Source organism: Streptomyces sp. NPDC107538, from assembly GCF_055657445.1.
This window is the reverse complement of record NZ_JBVKAY010000015.1, coordinates 53,008-70,231: the sequence shown is the minus strand read 5'-3', so window position 1 is coordinate 70,231 and position 17,224 is coordinate 53,008. Positions and strand designations below refer to the sequence as shown.

Here is a 17,224-nt window from a genome sequence, read left to right as displayed (position 1 = left end):
TAAGGGACGGCAGGGGCGACAAGGGTTCGACTCAGCCGAGCCGGGCCTCCAGTTCGGCCACGATCTCGTTGACGCCGACGGCGACCTGCTCGCCGGACTCCATGTCCTTGAGCTGGACGACGCCCTCGGCGAGATCGCGCTCGCCGGCCACGATGGTGTAGCGCGCGCCGCTGCGGTTGGCGTTCTTCATCGCGCCCTTGAGGCCCTTCCCGCCGAACGAGAAGTCGGCCGCGATGCCCACCTTGCGCAACTCGGTGACCTTGGCGAACAGCAGGCGGCGGGCCTCGTCGCCGAGCGGGACGGCGAACACGCTGGTGGCGGCGGGGAGTTCGAGCTCGACGCCCTCCGCCTCCAGGGCGAGGACCGTGCGGTCGACACCGAGGGCCCAGCCGACCGAGGGCAGCGCGGGGCCGCCGATCATCTCGGAGAGACCGTCGTAGCGACCGCCGCCGCCCACCGCGGACTGGGAGCCCAGACCGTCGTGGACGAACTCGAAGGTCGTCCGGGTGTAGTAGTCCAGGCCGCGCACCAGCTTGGGGTCGTCCTCGAAGGCGACACCCGCCGCCGTGATCAGCTCGCGCACCTCCTCGTGGTACGCCCTGCAGGCGTCGCAGAGGTAGTCGCGCAGCAGCGGGGCGTCCCCGAGCTGCTTCTGGACCGACTCGCGCTTGTCGTCGAGGACCCGCAGCGGGTTGATCTCGGCGCGGGCGAGTGTGTCCTCGTCCAGGTCGAGGCCGCGCAGGAACTCCTGCAGCGCGGCCCGGTAGACGGGACGGCACTCCTTGTCGCCGAGGCTGTTGAGGAGGATGCGGAAGTTCCTGAGGCCCAGCGAGCGGTACGCCTGGTCGGCCAGGATGATCAACTCGGCGTCCAGGGCCGGGTCCTCGGCACCGATGGCCTCGGCGCCGACCTGGGAGAAGTGGCGGTAGCGGCCCTTCTGGGGGCGCTCGTAGCGGTAGTACGAGCCGGAGTACCAGAGCTTGACCGGGAGGTTGCCCGCCTTGTGCAGGTTGCCCTCCAGGGCGGCGCGCAGGACGGAGGCGGTGCCCTCGGGGCGCAGGGCGAGCCGGTCGCCGCCCTTGGTCTCGAAGGCGTACATCTCCTTGGTCACGATGTCGGTGGACTCACCGACACCGCGCGCGAACAGCTCGACGCTCTCGAAGCCGGGCGTCTCGATGTAGCCGTAGCCGGAGTCGCGCAGCGGCGCGGCGATGGCCTCGCGGACGGCCAGGTACTTGGCGCTGTCCGGGGGCAGCAGGTCGTACGTGCCCTTGGGGGCCTGAAAGGTGCTCACGGAAGGTCTCTCGTCACATTCCTCGTCGGGGAGGGGTCGTCGGACCCGCTCCCTGGCCGCCGGCGGCCACCTGCCGCAGATACGGGTTGGTGGCGCGCTCCTGGCCGATGGTCGTCTGGGGGCCGTGGCCGGACAGCACCACGGTCGAGTCGTCGAGCGGCAGGCACACGCGGGCCAGCGAGTCGAGCATCTCGGCCATGTCACCGCCGGGCAGGTCGGTGCGTCCGATGGAGCCGGCGAAGAGCAGATCCCCGGAGAAGAAGACGGAGGGGATCTCCGTGTTCTCGGGCATCCGGAAGGTCACCGACCCCTTGGTATGGCCCGGCGCGTGCGCGACGGACAGCTCCAGACCGGCCAGCTCCAGCTTGGCGCCGTCGGTCAGCTCCTTGACGTCACCGGGCTCCCCGATGGTCAGCTCGCCCATGAGCGGCATGCCGATGGAACGGCCGAGCGCCTTCTCGGGGTCGCTCATCATGTACCGGTCCTCGGGGTGGATCCAGGCCGGCACGTCGTGCGCGCCGCACACCGGGACGACCGAGGCCACGTGGTCGAGGTGGCCGTGGGTGAGGACGACGGCGACGGGCTTGAGCCGATGCTTCTTCAGCGTCTCCTCGACACCCTGGGTGGCCTGGTGGCCCGGGTCGATGATCACGCACTCCTCACCGGCGGCGGGGGCGACCAGATAACAGTTGGTCCCCCAGGCCCCGGCGGGGAACCCGGCAATGAGCACGATCGTCCTTCTTGTGGCGTACGAGGGTGGTGGGTTGCTGTGGATCAGAGCCTACCGGCGCTGCCGTTTCCTCAGCGAACCCATATACGGTACGGGTCACACGCAATCAGTCCACTCAACGGACGCGCGACGCACCCGTCGACGTACGAGACGCATGAGGAGAGAACCCCGTGGTCAGCCAGGATCAGCGGCGGCGTCAGCTCGCCCGGGAGAAGTTCTTGCGGCAGCAGCAGCGGCGTACGTCCGCGCGGCGCAAGGCACGAGTCCGCAACGCGTCGATCGCTTCGGTGCTCGGTGTGATCCTGGTGGGCAGTGTGGCGCTCTACACGACCGATGTCCTCAAGGGCGACGACAAGAAGGACAACGTGAACGCGGAGGCGAGCCCCAGTGCCTCGCCCAGCAAGGCGCCGGACCCCTGTGAGAAGGCGGCCGCGGGCAAGGTGAAGGAGCTCACCTTCAAGAAGGAACCCGCGATCACCATCGACAAGACCGCGAAGTACACGATGGATCTGCAGACGACCTGCGGTTCCATCCCCATAACGATGGACGCGGCGAAGGCCCCGCACACGGTCAACTCGTTCGACTTCCTGGTGAACAAGGGCTACTTGGACCACACCAAGTGCCACCGCCTCACGACGCAGGGCATCTACGTGCTGCAGTGCGGTGACCCCCAGGGCACCGGCATGGGCGGCCCGGGCTACACGATCCCCGACGAGAACCTGAAGGACCCGAGCCTGAAGGGCGACACGTACCCGGCGGGCACGGTCGCGATGGCGAACCAGTTCAACGCGCAGACGGGCGAGGGCAAGAACAGCGGCGGCAGCCAGTTCTTCCTGGTGTTCCAGGACAGTCCGTTGCCGGCCAACTACACGCCGTTCGGCACGATCTCCGAGGCCGGGATGAAGGTCCTGACGAAGATCGCCAAGGCCGGTGAGAACACCGGGATGGGTGATGGGACGCCCAATGCGACCGTGGTGATCAACAAGGCGACGGTCAAGAAGTCCTGACCACCAACGGTGAAATTTCGGTCGCGCGGGATGCGGACAGGCAACCCGCCGGTCGCCTATGTTGGCCGTGACGAAACTGTGGACGATGCCCGGGGGTGCTGAGGCCCCTTGCAGGCATCATGTGGAGGAGGCGCTGTGAGCAGCGACCCGTGGGGCCGCGTCGACGAGACGGGGACCGTGTACGTGCGTACGGCCGACGGCGAGCAGGTCGTCGGTTCCTGGCAGGCCGGCTCCCCTGAGGAAGCGCTGGCCTACTTCGAGCGCAAGTACGAGGGCTTGGTCGTCGAAATCGGCCTCCTCGAGAAGCGGGTGAAGACCACCGACCTGTCGGCGAAGGACGCGCAGATCGCGATCGACCACATTCGCGAGCAGGTGGTCGCCCACCACGCGGTCGGTGACCTGGACGCGCTCAAGGTACGGCTGGACAAGCTCGTCGAGACGGTCGAGGCGCGCCGTGAGGAGCGCAAGCAGCAGCGGGCGAAGCAGTCGGACGAGGCCCGGCACGCCAAGGAGGCCCTGGTCACCGAGGCGGAAGAGCTGGCCCAGTCCGACCAGTGGCGGTCCGCGGGTGAGCGGCTGCGCGCGCTGGTGGACACCTGGAAGGGTCTGCCGAGGCTGGACCGGAAGTCCGACGACGAGTTGTGGCATCGCTTCTCGCACGCCCGCTCGGCGTTCTCCAAGCGTCGCAAGGCCCACTTCGCGCAGCTCGACGCGCAGCGCGAGGACGCCCGCAAGACCAAGGAGAAGCTGGTCGCGGAGGCCGAGGCGCTGTCGAACTCGACGGACTGGGGTCCGACGGCGGCGCGCTACCGCGAGCTGATGGCCGACTGGAAGGCCGCCGGCCGGGCCCAGCGCGAGCACGAGGACGATCTGTGGAACCGCTTCCGCGGTGCCCAGGACGTGTTCTTCGCCGCCCGCAGCTCGGTGTTCGCCGAGCGGGACGCGGAGCAGACGGAGAACCTCAAGCTCAAGGAGGAGCTGGCCGGGGAGGCGGAGAAGATCCTGCCGGTCACGGATCTGAAGACGGCCCGTGCCGCCTTCCGCTCGGTCAACGAGCGGTGGGAGGCCATCGGCCACGTCCCGCGTGACGCCCGCCCGAAGGTCGAGGGCCGGATGCACGCGGTGGAGCGCGCGATCCAGGAGGCCGAGGAGGCCGAGTGGCGGCGCACCAACCCGGAGGCCCGCGCCCGCGCGGCCGGTCTCACGGGCCAGCTCCAGGCCGCCGTGGACAAGCTGACGACCCAGATCGAGGCGGCCCGCGCCCAGGGCAACAACGCCAAGGCCGACAAGCTCCAGCGCGAGCTGGACGGCCGCCAGGCCCTGCTGGACCAGGCGCTGAAGGGTCTGCAGGAGTTCGGCGGCTGACACCCGCGGTCGGAGACACAGGAGAGGGGCTCCCGTACGGTCCGTACGGGAGCCCCTCTCCTGTCTGTCGTGGTTACGGCCTGCGCGCCGATGTCACCCGGTACACGTCGTAGACGCCCTCCACCCCGCGTACGGCCTTCAGGACGTGGCCCAGGTGCTTCGGGTCGCCCATCTCGAAGGTGAAGCGGGAGGTGGCGACGCGGTCCCGGGAGGTCTGGACGGCCGCCGACAGGATGTTGACGTGCTGGTCGGACAGGACGCGGGTGACGTCCGACAGCAGCCGGCTGCGGTCCAGGGCCTCGACCTGTATGGCGACGAGGAAGACCGAGGACTGGGTCGGGGCCCACTCGACGTCGAGGATGCGCTCGGGCTCACGGGAGAGCGACTCGACGTTGACGCAGTCGCTGCGGTGAACCGATACGCCACTGCCCCGGGTGACGAAGCCGATGATGGGGTCGCCGGGGACGGGCGTACAGCAGCGGGCGAGCTTGACCCAGACGTCGTCGACGCCCTTGACCACGACCCCGGGGTCGTTGCTGCCGCGGCGCTTGCGGCTGCGGCCGCGGGTGGGCGGTACGGCCTCGTCGATCTCCTCGGTGGCGGCCTCCTCGCCGCCGAGGGCCTGGACGAGTTTCTGCACGACGCTCTGCGCGGAGACATGGCCTTCGCCTATGGCCGCGTAGAGGGCGGAGATGTCCGGGTAGCGCATCTCGTGCGCGAGGGTGACGAGGGAGTCGCCGGTGAGGATGCGCTGGATGGGCAGGTTCTGCTTGCGCATCGCGCGGACGATGGCGTCCTTGCCCTGTTCGATGGCCTCGTCGCGGCGCTCCTTGGAGAACCAGGCGCGGATCTTGTTGCGGGCGCGCGGTGACTTGACGAAGCCGAGCCAGTCGCGGGAGGGGCCCGCGCCGGCCGCCTTGGAGGTGAAGACCTCCACCAGGTCGCCGTTGTCGAGGGTGGATTCGAGCGGGACGAGGCGGCCGTTGACCCGGGCGCCTATGGTGCGGTGGCCGACCTCGGTGTGGACCGCGTACGCGAAGTCGACGGGGGTCGCGCTGGCCGGCAGCGCTATGACGTCGCCCTTCGGGGTGAAGACGAAGACCTCGTTGCGGGACAGGTCGAAGCGGAGGGACTCCAGGAACTCGCCGGGGTCCTCGGTCTCCTTCTGCCAGTCCAGCAGCTGGCGCAGCCACGCCATGTCGTTGAGGTGGTCGTCCTTGCCGGTGGTCCGGGGCGCGTCCGTGCGCACCTTGGAGGCGCCGGCGACGGCCTCCTGCTTGTACTTCCAGTGCGCGGCGATGCCGTACTCGGCGCGGCGGTGCATGTCGAACGTACGGATCTGGAGTTCGACGGGCTTGCCGTTGGGTCCGATGACCGTCGTGTGCAGCGACTGGTACATGTTGAACTTGGGCATCGCGATGTAGTCCTTGAACCGCCCCGGAACCGGGTTCCAGCGGGCGTGGACGGTGCCCAGGGCCGCGTAGCAGTCGCGGACGGTGTCCACCAGGACGCGGATGCCGACCAGGTCGTAGATCTCCGCGAAGTCCCGGCCGCGGACGATCATCTTCTGGTAGACGCTGTAGTAGTGCTTCGGGCGGCCGGTGACGGTCGCCTTGATACGGGCGGCCCGCAGGTCCTGCTGGACCTCGTCGGTCACTATGGCCAGATACTCGTCACGCTTCGGTGCCCGCTCGGCCACCAGCCGGACGATCTCGTCGTACATCTTGGGGTAGAGGATCGCGAAGGCGAGGTCCTCCAGCTCCCACTTGATGGTGTTCATGCCCAGGCGGTGGGCGAGGGGCGCGTAGATCTCCAGGGTCTCGCGCGCCTTCTTCTCCTGCTTCTCGCGCTTGAGGTAGCGCATGGTGCGCATGTTGTGCAGGCGGTCGGCGAGCTTGATGACCAGGACGCGGGGGTCCTTGGCCATGGCGACGACCATCTTGCGCACGGTCTCGGCCTGGGCGGCCTCGCCGAACTTGACCTTGTCCAGCTTGGTGACGCCGTCGACGAGGAGGCCCACGGAGTCGCCGAAGTCGCGGCGGAGCTGGTCGAGGCCGTACTCGGTGTCCTCGACCGTGTCGTGCAGCAGCCCGGCCATCAGGGTGGCCGGATCCATACCCAGCTCGGCGAGGATGGTGGTGACGGCGAGGGGGTGCGTGATGTACGGGTCGCCGCTCTTGCGCTTCTGGCCGCGGTGCCAGCGCTCGGCGACCTGGTAGGCCTTCTCGATCTGGCGGAGCGTCGACGTCTCGATCTTCGGGTCGTTGCTGCGCACGATCCGCAGCAACGGTTCCAGGACCGGGTTGTACGGGTTGGAGCGCTGGACGCCGAGGCGGGCGAGCCGGGCGCGTACGCGGTTGGAGGAGCCGGAGCGCGCGGGCTGGCCCGTGGACGCGGGGCGGGGCGGGGGCGCCGGAGTGGGCGCGGGCGCGGGGCTCTCGGCCGCGGGCGGCTTGGGGCGGGACGGCCCGGCGGTCTTCTCGGCGGGCGCGGACTGGGCGTGCTCGACCGGGCCCTGCGCGGACGTCGCGGAAGTCGCGGGGTTCGCCTTCGCCGCGTTCTGCGCGGGCTTGGCCGCTGGGCCCGAGGCGGGCTCGGGCTTGGCGGCGGTCAGGTGCTGGGCCTCGTCTGCCAAGAGGGCTCCTCGTGCGCGATCCGGGTCCCCCGGTCAGGCTCCGGAGCACCCATGGTAGCGATCCCGCGCCCCGGGATCGCCTTCAGGCCACTGTGAGGGCGGTCTACCTGTGGAACACGAGGTGCGCGCGGCGGATTCCGGGAGGCCACCGCGGCCTTGGTGGGCGTACGACGCGGCGGGCGCCCCGGGAAGGGATCCCGGGGCGCCCGCCGTGTGCGTGTGCTGGGTCAGACGGTGATCAGGGCCTCCAGCGGGGCCCCGGCCAGGGCTGTCTCCAGGCGCTGCCGGCCCGGGAGGAAGGACAGCTCCATCAGGACCGCGACGCCGGCGACCTGGGCGCCCGCGCGGCGGATCAGCTGGACGGAGGCCTCGGCGGTGCCGCCGGTGGCGAGGACGTCGTCGATGACCATGACGCGGTCACCCGCCGTCAGGTCCTCGGCGTGGACCTCGATCTCGGCGGAGCCGTACTCCAGGTCGTAGGCCTGGCTGAGCGTGGCTCCGGGGAGCTTGCCCGCCTTGCGTACGGGGATGAAGCCGACGCCCGCGCGGACGGCGGCCGGGGCGCCCAGGATGAAGCCCCGGGCCTCCAGGCCGACGATCTTCGTGGCGCCGTGCCGGACGGTCAGCTCCGCCAGCGCGTCCGTCAGCGCGGTGAACGCCGCCGGGTCGGCCAGCAGCGGGGTGATGTCCTTGAACAGCACCCCCGGCTCCGGGTAGTCCTCGACATCACGGATGCGGCTGAGCAGCAGTTCCTTGATGTCCGTCATCGCCGCTTACCACCCCGGCCGCGGCTGCGGCTGCCGGACTGGGCGCGCGGGCCGACCACCGCGGGGGTGGCGTCCGCCGGCTCGTCGTCGTACGGACCGTCGGCCGCCGGCTCCGAGTCGTCGTGCTCGGCCTGGGCCCGCTTGGCGAGGACGCGCTTCTTGAGGGCCTTCAGCTGCGGCTCGCGCTCCTTGAGGTCGGCGACGAGCGGCGTGGCGATGAAGATCGACGAGTACGCACCGGCCGCGAGGCCGACGAACAGCGACAGCGAGATGTCGTTGAGCATGCCCGCGCCGAGGACACCGCCACCGATGAACAGCAGGCCGGCCACCGGCAGCAGCGCGACCACCGTGGTGTTGATCGACCGCACCAGGGTGCTGTTGATCGACCGGTTGGCGATCTCGGCGTACGTCCAGCGGGTCTGCTTGGTGATGTCCTTCGTCTGCTCCTTGAGGCTGTCGAAGACGACGACCGTGTCGTAGAGCGAGTAACCGAGGATCGTGAGCAGACCGATCACCGTGCCCGGTGTGACCTCGAAGCCGACGAGGGCGTAGATACCGATCGTGATGGTGATGTCGTGGATCAGGGCGACGAAGGCGGCGATGGCCATCCGCAACTCGAACGCGATCGCCAGATAGATCACCACGAGGACCAGGAAGATCGCCAGGCCCTGCCAGGCCTTGTTGGCGACCTGCTCACCCCAACTGGGGCCGACCAGATCGGCGTTGATCGTGTCCGAGTCGACCTTGAGGTCCTTGGCGAGTTGCTGCTGGATCTCGTCGGACTTGGCCGTGTCCACACCGGAGATCTGGATGCGCAGGGTGTCGTTGCCGAGCTTCTGGACGATCGCGTCGTGGCCGGAGGCGTTCTCCGCGTATGTCTCGGCCTGGCTGACCGAGACGCTCGTCTTCTCCGTGGTGAAGACCGCGCCGCCCTGGAACTCGATACCCATGCTGAGGCCGCGGACGGCCAGGCCGACGATGGCCGTGATGGTGATGAGGATCGAGACGCCGTACCAGATCTTGCGGTTGCCGACGAAGTCGTAACCGACCTCGCCGCGGTGGAGTCGTGCTCCGAGGTCACCGAGTTTCGACATCTCAGGCCTCCTTCGGGTCGGCGGGGACGGGACGGCGGGTGCGGCGCAGCGGCGGCCGGGCGCCCAGTCGCTTCGGGTCGAGACCGGACCAACTGTGGCCGTTGCCGAAGAACTTCGTGCGGGCCAGCAGCGTGAGCAGCGGCTTCGTGAAGAAGAAGACCACGACGACGTCGAGCAGGGTGGTCAGACCCAGCGTGAACGCGAAGCCCTGGACCTTGCCGACGGTGACGACGAAGAGGACCGCGGCGGAGAGGAACGACACGAAGTCGGAGACCAGGATCGTGCGCCGGGCGCGCGGCCAGGCGCGCTCGACGGCCGGGCGCAGTGAACGGCCCTCGCGGACCTCGTCCCGGACCCGCTCGAAGTACACGATGAACGAGTCCGCCGTGATGCCGATCGCGACGATCGCGCCGCAGACCGCCGGGAGGTTCAGCGCGAAGCCGATGGCCGGGCCCAGCAGGGCCATGAGCACATAGGTCAGGGCCGCGGAGATCAGCAGCGAGGCGATGGCGATCAGCGACAGACCGCGGTAGTAGACGATCAGGTAGATCATGACCAGGGCCAGACCGATGGCGCCGGCGATCAGACCGGCGTGCAGCTGGTCGTCACCGAGCGCGGGGCTGACGGTGTTGACGCTGGACTCCTTGAAGGTCAGCGGGAGCGCGCCGTACGACAGCATGTTGGCGAGGTTCTGGGCCTCCTCCTGCGTGAAGCTGCCGGAGATCTCGGCCTTGCCGCCGGTGACCGCCGCCTGCACGAAGGGGTGGGAGACGACCTCGTCGTCGAGGACGATCGCGAACTCGTTCTGCGGAGTGGTCTGGGTCGCCAGCTGACCGGTGATGTCGGCGAACTTCTTCTCACCCTTGGAGTCGAAGTCCATGACGACCTGCCAGCCGCTGCCGCTCTGGGTGTCGAGCAGTGCCTGGGCCTTCTCGACCTCGGTGCCGTCGACGCCGACCGGGCCGAGCACGAACTTGCTCCAGCTGCCGTTGTCCTCACCGCAGGCGACGACGACGTCGGTGGTCTTGCCCTTGCCGGCCGCGGCGCGCTGCTTGGGGTCGTTGCAGTCGAGGGCGGCGAACTTGGCCTGGAGTGCCTGGGTCTCCGCGTCGACGCTCGCGCTCGCCGAGGGCGAGGCGCTGTCGGAGGCCTGGTCGGAGGCCTTCGCGGACGCCGAGCCGCTGCCGGAGGGCGTGGGGTCGGCCTTCAGTGCGTCGGTCAGGGCGCGGCCCTGGGACGTGGCGGAGGACGACGGGCCGGCGGAGTCACCGGACTCGGGCGAGGTCGCCTCGTCCTTGCCGTCGGAGCTCGACGGGCTCGGCGAGCCGCTGCCACTGGGGCTGGTGCTCGGCGAGGCGCTGGGCGCCTCGGTCGCGGCGGAGCCGACCTGGCTCTGCAGGACCGGGCGGAAGTACAGCTTCGCGGTGGTGCCGACCTGATCCCTGGCCTCTTCGGAATCCGTGCCCTTGGGGATGTTGACAATGATGTTCTCATTGCCCTGGGTCTGGACCTCCGCCTCGGACACGCCCAGACCGTTGACACGGCGGTTCATGATCTCGACCGCGGTGTCCATGTTGGTCTTGTTGATCGCGTTGGGCTGGCCGGGCTCGTTGACGGCCGTCAACGTGATGCTCGTGCCACCGGCGAGGTCGATGCCGAGACGCGGTGTGGTGTGTCCGGAGGCAAACATTCCCCCGGTGAGCGCCACAAGGGCGATCAGGATGAGGGCCAGCGCGCGCCCAGGCTTGCTCTGGGCGCTCGCGCTCCGGCCCTTCTTCGGTGCTGCCACCTTCTCGTACTCCCTCTCGGGCCGCCGTGCGCGGGGTCAGCGCGGGGACGGCCATGACTGGTGTCGGGAATCCGGGCGAAAACGGCACGTTCCCGGGGCGCGGGCGGTTCTCGCTCGCACTCCCGGGACGTGACTACTTCGCGTCGGACTCGCCGTCGGTCTTCTTCGGCTCTGCTTCGACGTCCTTGGCCTCGTCGGCCTTGACCTCGTCGGCCTTCGCCTCGGCGGTCTCGTCGGCCGCGTCGTCGGACGCGTCCTTCTTGCCGAGGTCGATGGGCTTGTCGTCGGAAGCGGCGGAAGCGTCGTCGGAGGGCTCGTCGGTCTCGGTGAGGGAGGAGGCGTCGTCCGGGACGACGTCGGACTTCAGGTCGTGCTCGATGCCGTGGACGATGCGGTTGTACTCCTCGTCGCTGAGGACGGCACCGATGGAGTTCTTGGCGAACAGCAGCTCGACGCCCGGCCCGGCGTCGAGGAGGACCGTGTCCTCACTGACCTCCTTGACGGTCGCGTACATGCCCCCGATCGTGCGGACGCCGGAACCGGGCTGCATCTGGTTCCGCATGTCGACGGCCTGCTGCTGCTTCTTCTTGGCCGATCGGGTCATCAGGATCATGGCCCCGATGAGCACGATGAACGGGAGGAGGGTCACGAGACTCACGGGTCGGAACTTCCTTCACACGACCGCGATGGCGAGCGGCCTGATGGTTGGGGGTATGTGTGCTGCCGACAAGGGCGGCATCGGCGGAGTCTAAGCGAGTCCACCGTGATGGAACAACGCACAGCATGTCACCGGGGTTCCATGCCGGGCGAGTACCGCGCCGTCACGAGACGGTCACGCCCCGAACAGGTCCTGTTGTCCGTTTCCGCCGGTCGTACCGCGTGGCGGGGTGAGTCCGAGGTGGGCCCAGGCGGCGGGGGTCGCGACCCGGCCGCGGGGGGTGCGGGCGAGCAGTCCCTCCCGGACGAGGAAGGGCTCGGCGACCTCCTCGACGGTCTCGCGCTCCTCCCCCACGGCGACCGCGAGCGTGGACAGTCCGACCGGTCCGCCGCCGAAGAGCTTGAGCAGGGCTTCGAGGACGCCCCGGTCGAGGCGGTCGAGGCCGCGGCCGTCCACCTCGTAGACGGCGAGGGCGGCTCCGGCGATGTCGCGGGTGATGAAGCCGTCGGCCTTGACCTGCGCGTAGTCCCGTACGCGGCGCAGCAGACGGTTGGCGATACGCGGTGTGCCGCGGGAGCGGCCGGCGATCTCGGCGGCGCCGGCCGTGTCGATCTCGACGTCGAGGAGGTTCGCCGAGCGGTGGATGACGCGCTCCAGTTCGGCGGGCTCGTAGAACTCCATGTGCGCGGTGAAGCCGAAGCGGTCACGCAGCGGCGGCGGCAGCAGACCCGCGCGCGTGGTGGCGCCGACCAGGGTGAAGGGCGGGAGTTCGAGCGGGATCGCGGTGGCGCCCGGGCCCTTGCCGACGATCACGTCGACGCGGAAGTCCTCCATCGCCATGTACAGCATCTCCTCGGCGGGCCGGGACATGCGGTGGATCTCGTCGAGGAAGAGGACCTCGCCCTCCTGGAGGGAGGAGAGGATCGCGGCGAGGTCGCCGGCGTGCTGGATGGCGGGCCCGGAGGTGATGCGGATGGGGGCGCCCATCTCGGCCGCGATGATCATCGAGAGGGTGGTCTTGCCGAGGCCCGGGGCGCCGGAGAGCAGCACGTGGTCGGCGGTGGCGCCCCGCGCGCGGGCGGCCCGCAGCACCAGGTCGAGCTGTTCGCGGACCTTCTCCTGGCCGATGAACTCGCCCAGGTCCTTGGGGCGCAGGGCGGCCTCGACGGCCTGGTCCTCACGGTCGGCGACGGAGCCCACCAGGCGGTCGGGGGCGGTGTCGTCGGTCGTGTCGTCCCAGTTCATTGCGTGTGCCTCGTGGTCGCGTTCGGATGGGCGGGGCTGCTGCGGTACGCGGGTCGGCGTGGCCGGCCGGGGTCTTCGCCGGCCGGCTTCAGCGGGTTCTGTTCAGGGTCTGGAGGGCGGACTTCAGCAACTGGCCCACCTGGGGCGTGCCTTGGGCGGCCTCCGCCTGGGGGGCCACGGCCGACACGGCCTCGTCGGCCTCGCGGGTGGCGTACCCGAGGCCGATCAGGGCGGCGTGCAGCTGGTCGCGCCAGCCCTGGGTGACCGGGGTGCCGATCGCGGGGGCGCCGAGCGGCTCGCCGAGGCGGTCCTTCAGTTCGAGCAGCAGCTTCTGGGCGCCCTTCTTGCCGATGCCGGGGACGGCGATCAGCGCCTTCTCGTCACCGGTGGCCACCGCGCGGCGCAGTGCGTCGGGGGTGTGCACCGCCAGCATGGCCTGGGCCAGGCGGGGGCCGACGCCGCTCGCGGTCTGCAGCAGTTCGAAGACCTGGCGTTCGTCGTCGTCCACGAAGCCGTACAGGGTGAGCGAGTCCTCGCGGACCACCAAGGACGTGGCCAGCTTGGTCGGTTGTCCCCTGCGCAGCCCGGAGAGGGTGTTGGGCGTGCACTGCACCGCGATGCCGATCCCGCCCACCTCGACCACCGCGGAGTCGGGGGCGAGGGCGGCGACCGGGCCGGTGACGAAAGCGATCATGCCGTACGGCCTTTCGAAGCGTGCAGGGCCACGGCCTGCTGGAGGCGGTTCTGCGCGGGGGCCCGCCAGATGTGGCAGATGGCGAGCGCGAGGGCGTCGGCGGCGTCCGCCGGCTTCGGGGGTGCGTCGAGCCGGAGGAGACGGGTGACCATGGCGCCGACCTGGGCCTTGTCGGCCCGACCGCTGCCGGTGACGGCGGCCTTGACCTCGCTGGGGGTGTGCAGGGCGACGGGGATGCCACGGCGCGCGGCGCACAGCATGGCGACGGCGCTGGCCTGGGCGGTGCCCATGACCGTCCGTACGTTGTGCTGGCTGAACACCCGCTCCACCGCGACGACTTCGGGGCGGTGCTCGTCGAGCCACTGCTCGATGCCCTGCTCGATCGCGACGAGCCGGTGGCCCAACTCGGCGTCGGCGGGCGTCCGTACGACTCCGACGCCCAGCATCGTGAGCGGTCGGCCCGCGACCCCCTCGACCACGCCCACGCCGCACCGCGTGAGTCCGGGGTCCACCCCGAGTACGCGCACCGCGTCCCCTCCCACTCGAATCGCCTGTTTGTGCAGGCTATCTGCTGCCACCGACAACGGCGGCGGGCCGGTGGGTGTGTCCCACCGGCCCGCCGGATCCGCTCGGTTCGCGGCAGCGTTACGCGTCGACCTTGGCCATCACGTCGTCGCTGACATCGAAGTTGGCGAAGACGTTCTGCACGTCGTCGCTGTCCTCCAGGGCGTCGATCAGCTTGAAGATCTTCCGGGCGCCCTCCTCGTCCAGCTCGACCTGCATGGTCGGGACGAAGTTGGCCTCGGCGGAGTCGTAGTCGATCCCGGACTCCTGGAGGGAGGTGCGGACCGCGACCAGGTCGGTGGCCTCGCTGAGCACCTCGAAGGACTCGCCCAGGTCGTTGACCTCCTCGGCGCCCGCGTCGAGCACGACCTCCAGGACGTCGTCCTCGGACAGCTCGCCCTTGGGGACGATCACGACGCCCTTGCGGTGGAAGAGGTACGAGACGGAGCCGGGGTCGGCCATCGAGCCGCCGTTGCGGGTCATGGCGACGCGGACGTCGGAGGCGGCGCGGTTGCGGTTGTCGGTGAGGCACTCGATGAGCACCGCGACGCCGTTCGGGCCGTAGCCCTCGTACATGATCGTCTCGTAGTCGGCGCCACCGGCCTCCAGGCCGCCGCCGCGCTTGACCGCGGAGTCGATGTTCTTGTTCGGGACCGACTGCTTCTTCGCCTTCTGGATGGCGTCGTAGAGAGTCGGGTTGCCCTCGATGTCGACGCCGCCCATCCGGGCCGCGACCTCGATGTTCTTGATGAGCTTCGCGAAGAGCTTGCCGCGCTTGGCGTCGATCACGGCCTTCTTGTGCTTCGTCGTAGCCCATTTAGAGTGGCCGGACATCTGCCTGTCTCCTTCGCGTAACCCATCTCTGCAACGAACCCCAGAGATCCTACAAGGACTCCGCCACCTTGTTCGCGCGCACCATCTCGACGAACAGCGCGTGCAGCCGGTGGTCGCCGGTCAGCTCCGGATGGAACGACGTGGCGAGGGCGTTGCCCTGGCGTACGGCGACGATGTGGCCCTCGTGCTCGGCCAGCACCTCGGTCTCGGCGCCCACGGACTCGACCCAGGGGGCACGGATGAAGACGCCCTCCACAGGGTCGCCCTCGACGCCCTTGACGTCGACGGCCGCCTCGAAGGACTCGTTCTGGCGTCCGAAGGCGTTGCGGCGCACGATCATGTCGATGCCGCCGACGGTCTCCTGGCCCGAGCGGGGGTCGAGGATCTTGTCGGCGAGCATGATCAGGCCGGCGCAGGTGCCGTACACGGGCAGTCCGTCGCGCACGCGCGCGCGGAGGGGCTCCAGTACGCCGAAGAGGACGGCGAGCTTGGAGATGGTGGTGGACTCGCCGCCGGGGATGACGAGGCCGTCCACCTCGGCGAGTTCCTCGGGGCGCCGCACCGGCCTGGCCACGGCGTCGGCCGCGGCCAGGGCGACGAGGTGCTCCCGTACGTCGCCCTGGAGGGCCAGGACGCCTATGACGGGGGTGTCGCTCATGGGTGCCTACCAGCCCCGGTTCGCGTAGCGCTCGGCCTCGGGGAGGGTGTCGCAGTTGATGCCGACCATGGCCTCGCCCAGGTTGCGGGAGGCGTCCGCGATGATCTTCGGGTCGTCGTAGAAGGTGGTGGCCTTCACGATGGCGGCGGCGCGCTTGGCCGGGTCGCCGGACTTGAAGATGCCGGAGCCGACGAAGACGCCCTCGGCGCCGAGCTGGCGCATCAGCGCGGCGTCGGCCGGGGTGGCCACGCCACCGGCGGAGAAGAGGACCACGGGCAGCTTGCCCAGCTCGGAGACCTCCTTGACCAGCTCGTACGGGGCGCGCAGCTCCTTGGCGGCGGCGTACAGCTCGTTGTTGTCGAAGCCGCGCAGCTTGGCGATCTCGTTCTTGATCTGGCGCAGGTGGCGCACGGCCTCGACGACGTTGCCGGTGCCGGCCTCGCCCTTGGAGCGGATCATCGCGGCGCCCTCGGCGATACGGCGCAGGGCCTCACCGAGGTTGGTGGCGCCGCAGACGAAGGGGGTGGTGAAGGCGAACTTGTCGCTGTGGTTGACCTCGTCGGCCGGGGTGAGGACCTCGGACTCGTCGATGTAGTCCACGCCGAGGGACTGCAGGACCTGGGCCTCGACGAAGTGGCCGATGCGGGACTTGGCCATGACCGGGATGGAGACGGCCTCGATGATGCCCTCGATCATGTCCGGGTCGGACATCCGGGCCACGCCGCCGTCCTTGCGGATGTCGGCCGGGACCCGCTCCAGGGCCATGACCGCGACCGCGCCCGCGTCCTCGGCGATCTTGGCCTGCTCCGGGGTGACGACGTCCATGATCACCCCGCCCTTGAGCTGCTCGGCCATGCCGCGCTTCACGCGGGCGGTGCCGGTCTCGGGGGTCTGGGCGGTGGGGTTGGAGAGCGTGCTGGACACGGGATTGACCTCGCTCGGGGAAGGGGGTTCTGCGATCTGTGCAGTCGATCTGTGCAGTCGATCTGTGCAGTCACCGAGGAAACGCGAGGGGGGCAGGCCACGGCAAGGGCCAATGGGGAGGCGGTGGATCGTTTTGGTGGGGTGCGTCGTCGGGTGCGGGCCCGGTGGGGCTTCTCGCGCAGTTCCCCGCGCCCCTAAAAGATCAGGCCCCTGCGGGCCTGAAAAGCCACGGCCCTGCGGGCCTGGAAGAGCAGCCCTCCGCGGCCTGAAAGGCGACCGACGGCGGGCCTGAGGAGCACGGGGCGCAGCCCCTGCTTTTCAGGGGCGCGGGGAACTGCGCGAGAAGCCCCACGCACCCGCACCCGCCAACGCAACCCGCACCCCCGAGCCACTAGGCGCCCGAAGCCAACGCCCCCGGCGGCTCGTCGTCCATCTCGAAGGCCATCGGAAACGGCGCATGCCCGGCCAGCCGGAACCAGCGGACCTTACGATGCCGCCGCAACGCCCGCGCCGCCCGCACCGCGTCGTTGTGGAAGCGGCGGGCCATGGGAACCCTCCGCACGGCCTGCGCGAGCTCGTTCGCCGCGTCCTCCCCACCCGGCGCCTCCCGCACCACCTCCACCTGCTGCGGGTCCGCGAACACGGCCCGCAGCGCCTGGCTCAGCTCGCTCTCGGCGACCTCGCGCTGCTCCTCCTCGGCCTGCCGCGCCGCGTGCGCCGCCTCGTAGAGGACGATCGAGGCGGCCGGGTCCAGCACCCCGGAGGTGGCCAGTTCCTGGGCGACCGACGCGCGGCGCAGCAACTGCGCGTCGAGCGCCGCGCGGGCGGCATCGATGCGCGCGTGCAGTCGGTCCAGTCGTCCCGCGGTCCAGCTCAGATAGAGACCGATCGCGAAGAGGACGACCGCGATCCAGATGAGTGTCGAAGTCACGGGCGGCAAGGCTACTACCGGCCCCCGCACACCCC

General features: G+C 69.9%; 16 protein-coding genes. 2 read left to right on the top strand and 14 right to left on the bottom strand.

What is annotated here, in order from left to right; genetic code table 11:
* Window positions 1–31: 31 nt before the first annotated feature.
* Together hisS and ACZ7MG_RS35900 are read right to left on the bottom strand one after the other, a co-directional pair.
* Complete coding sequence (hisS, locus tag ACZ7MG_RS35905; RefSeq protein WP_471389810.1) at window positions 32–1,294, bottom strand: histidine--tRNA ligase; 1,263 nt, start codon at window positions 1,292–1,294, stop codon at window positions 32–34.
* Window positions 1,295–1,307: 13 nt separating this feature from the next.
* On the bottom strand, window positions 1,308–2,024 hold the full coding sequence (locus ACZ7MG_RS35900; protein ID WP_471389807.1) for an MBL fold metallo-hydrolase: 717 nt from the start codon (window positions 2,022–2,024) through the stop codon (window positions 1,308–1,310).
* 170 nt (window positions 2,025–2,194) lie between these two features.
* On the opposite strand from ACZ7MG_RS35900, the gene ACZ7MG_RS35895 reads away from it, so the two are divergent.
* Together ACZ7MG_RS35895 and ACZ7MG_RS35890 are read left to right on the top strand one after the other, a co-directional pair.
* Window positions 2,195–3,031 carry a peptidylprolyl isomerase gene (locus ACZ7MG_RS35895; RefSeq protein WP_471389804.1) on the top strand — a complete coding sequence of 279 codons (837 nt, stop codon included), beginning with the start codon at window positions 2,195–2,197 and terminating at the stop codon, window positions 3,029–3,031.
* Window positions 3,032–3,166: 135 nt separating this feature from the next.
* Window positions 3,167–4,396, top strand: coding sequence for a DUF349 domain-containing protein (locus tag ACZ7MG_RS35890; RefSeq protein ID WP_471389801.1), 1,230 nt, complete (start codon window positions 3,167–3,169; stop codon window positions 4,394–4,396).
* A gap of 73 nt (window positions 4,397–4,469) precedes the next feature.
* Here ACZ7MG_RS35890 and ACZ7MG_RS35885 read toward each other — a convergent pair whose 3' ends face one another.
* The 12 genes from ACZ7MG_RS35885 to ACZ7MG_RS35830 all read right to left on the bottom strand — a co-directional run bounded on the left by ACZ7MG_RS35885 (window position 4,470) and on the right by ACZ7MG_RS35830 (window position 17,189).
* Window positions 4,470–7,031 (bottom strand): RelA/SpoT family protein, encoded by a 2,562-nt coding sequence (locus ACZ7MG_RS35885; RefSeq protein ID WP_471389798.1) that lies wholly within the window; start codon window positions 7,029–7,031, stop codon window positions 4,470–4,472.
* 227 nt (window positions 7,032–7,258) lie between these two features.
* The gene (locus tag ACZ7MG_RS35880; protein ID WP_471389795.1) at window positions 7,259–7,798 is read right to left on the bottom strand and encodes an adenine phosphoribosyltransferase; all 540 of its coding nucleotides are present in this window, start codon (window positions 7,796–7,798) and stop codon (window positions 7,259–7,261) included.
* Window positions 7,795–8,892 (bottom strand): protein translocase subunit SecF, encoded by a 1,098-nt coding sequence (gene secF / locus ACZ7MG_RS35875; protein WP_471389792.1) that lies wholly within the window; start codon window positions 8,890–8,892, stop codon window positions 7,795–7,797. The genes ACZ7MG_RS35880 and secF overlap by 4 nt, the downstream gene beginning before the upstream one ends.
* 1 nt (window position 8,893) lies before the next feature.
* A complete protein-coding gene (gene secD / locus ACZ7MG_RS35870) occupies window positions 8,894–10,681 on the bottom strand; it encodes a protein translocase subunit SecD (protein ID WP_471389790.1) in 1,788 nt (595 codons plus the stop codon).
* A 133-nt stretch (window positions 10,682–10,814) separates the two neighbouring features.
* Window positions 10,815–11,339 (bottom strand): preprotein translocase subunit YajC, encoded by a 525-nt coding sequence (gene yajC, locus ACZ7MG_RS35865; protein WP_471389787.1) that lies wholly within the window; start codon window positions 11,337–11,339, stop codon window positions 10,815–10,817.
* Between the two features lie 174 nt (window positions 11,340–11,513).
* Window positions 11,514–12,584, bottom strand: a complete 1,071-nt coding sequence (gene ruvB, locus ACZ7MG_RS35860) for a Holliday junction branch migration DNA helicase RuvB (RefSeq protein ID WP_471389784.1) — start codon at window positions 12,582–12,584, stop codon at window positions 11,514–11,516.
* 88 nt (window positions 12,585–12,672) lie between these two features.
* Window positions 12,673–13,278: a Holliday junction branch migration protein RuvA gene (gene ruvA, locus ACZ7MG_RS35855; RefSeq protein ID WP_471389782.1), complete on the bottom strand. Its 606-nt coding sequence runs from the start codon at window positions 13,276–13,278 to the stop codon at window positions 12,673–12,675.
* Window positions 13,275–13,805 (bottom strand): crossover junction endodeoxyribonuclease RuvC, encoded by a 531-nt coding sequence (gene ruvC, locus ACZ7MG_RS35850; RefSeq protein WP_471389780.1) that lies wholly within the window; start codon window positions 13,803–13,805, stop codon window positions 13,275–13,277. The genes ruvA and ruvC overlap by 4 nt, the downstream gene beginning before the upstream one ends.
* Window positions 13,806–13,923: 118 nt before the next feature.
* Window positions 13,924–14,676: a YebC/PmpR family DNA-binding transcriptional regulator gene (locus ACZ7MG_RS35845; protein WP_471389777.1), complete on the bottom strand. Its 753-nt coding sequence runs from the start codon at window positions 14,674–14,676 to the stop codon at window positions 13,924–13,926.
* Window positions 14,677–14,725: 49 nt separating this feature from the next.
* On the bottom strand, window positions 14,726–15,334 hold the full coding sequence (pdxT, locus tag ACZ7MG_RS35840) for a pyridoxal 5'-phosphate synthase glutaminase subunit PdxT (protein WP_471389775.1): 609 nt from the start codon (window positions 15,332–15,334) through the stop codon (window positions 14,726–14,728).
* Window positions 15,335–15,340: 6 nt separating this feature from the next.
* Window positions 15,341–16,258 (bottom strand): pyridoxal 5'-phosphate synthase lyase subunit PdxS, encoded by a 918-nt coding sequence (gene pdxS / locus ACZ7MG_RS35835; protein ID WP_336539608.1) that lies wholly within the window; start codon window positions 16,256–16,258, stop codon window positions 15,341–15,343.
* A 391-nt stretch (window positions 16,259–16,649) separates the two neighbouring features.
* Window positions 16,650–17,189 carry a LemA family protein gene (locus ACZ7MG_RS35830; protein WP_471389773.1) on the bottom strand — a complete coding sequence of 180 codons (540 nt, stop codon included), beginning with the start codon at window positions 17,187–17,189 and terminating at the stop codon, window positions 16,650–16,652.
* Window positions 17,190–17,224: the final 35 nt, after the last annotated feature.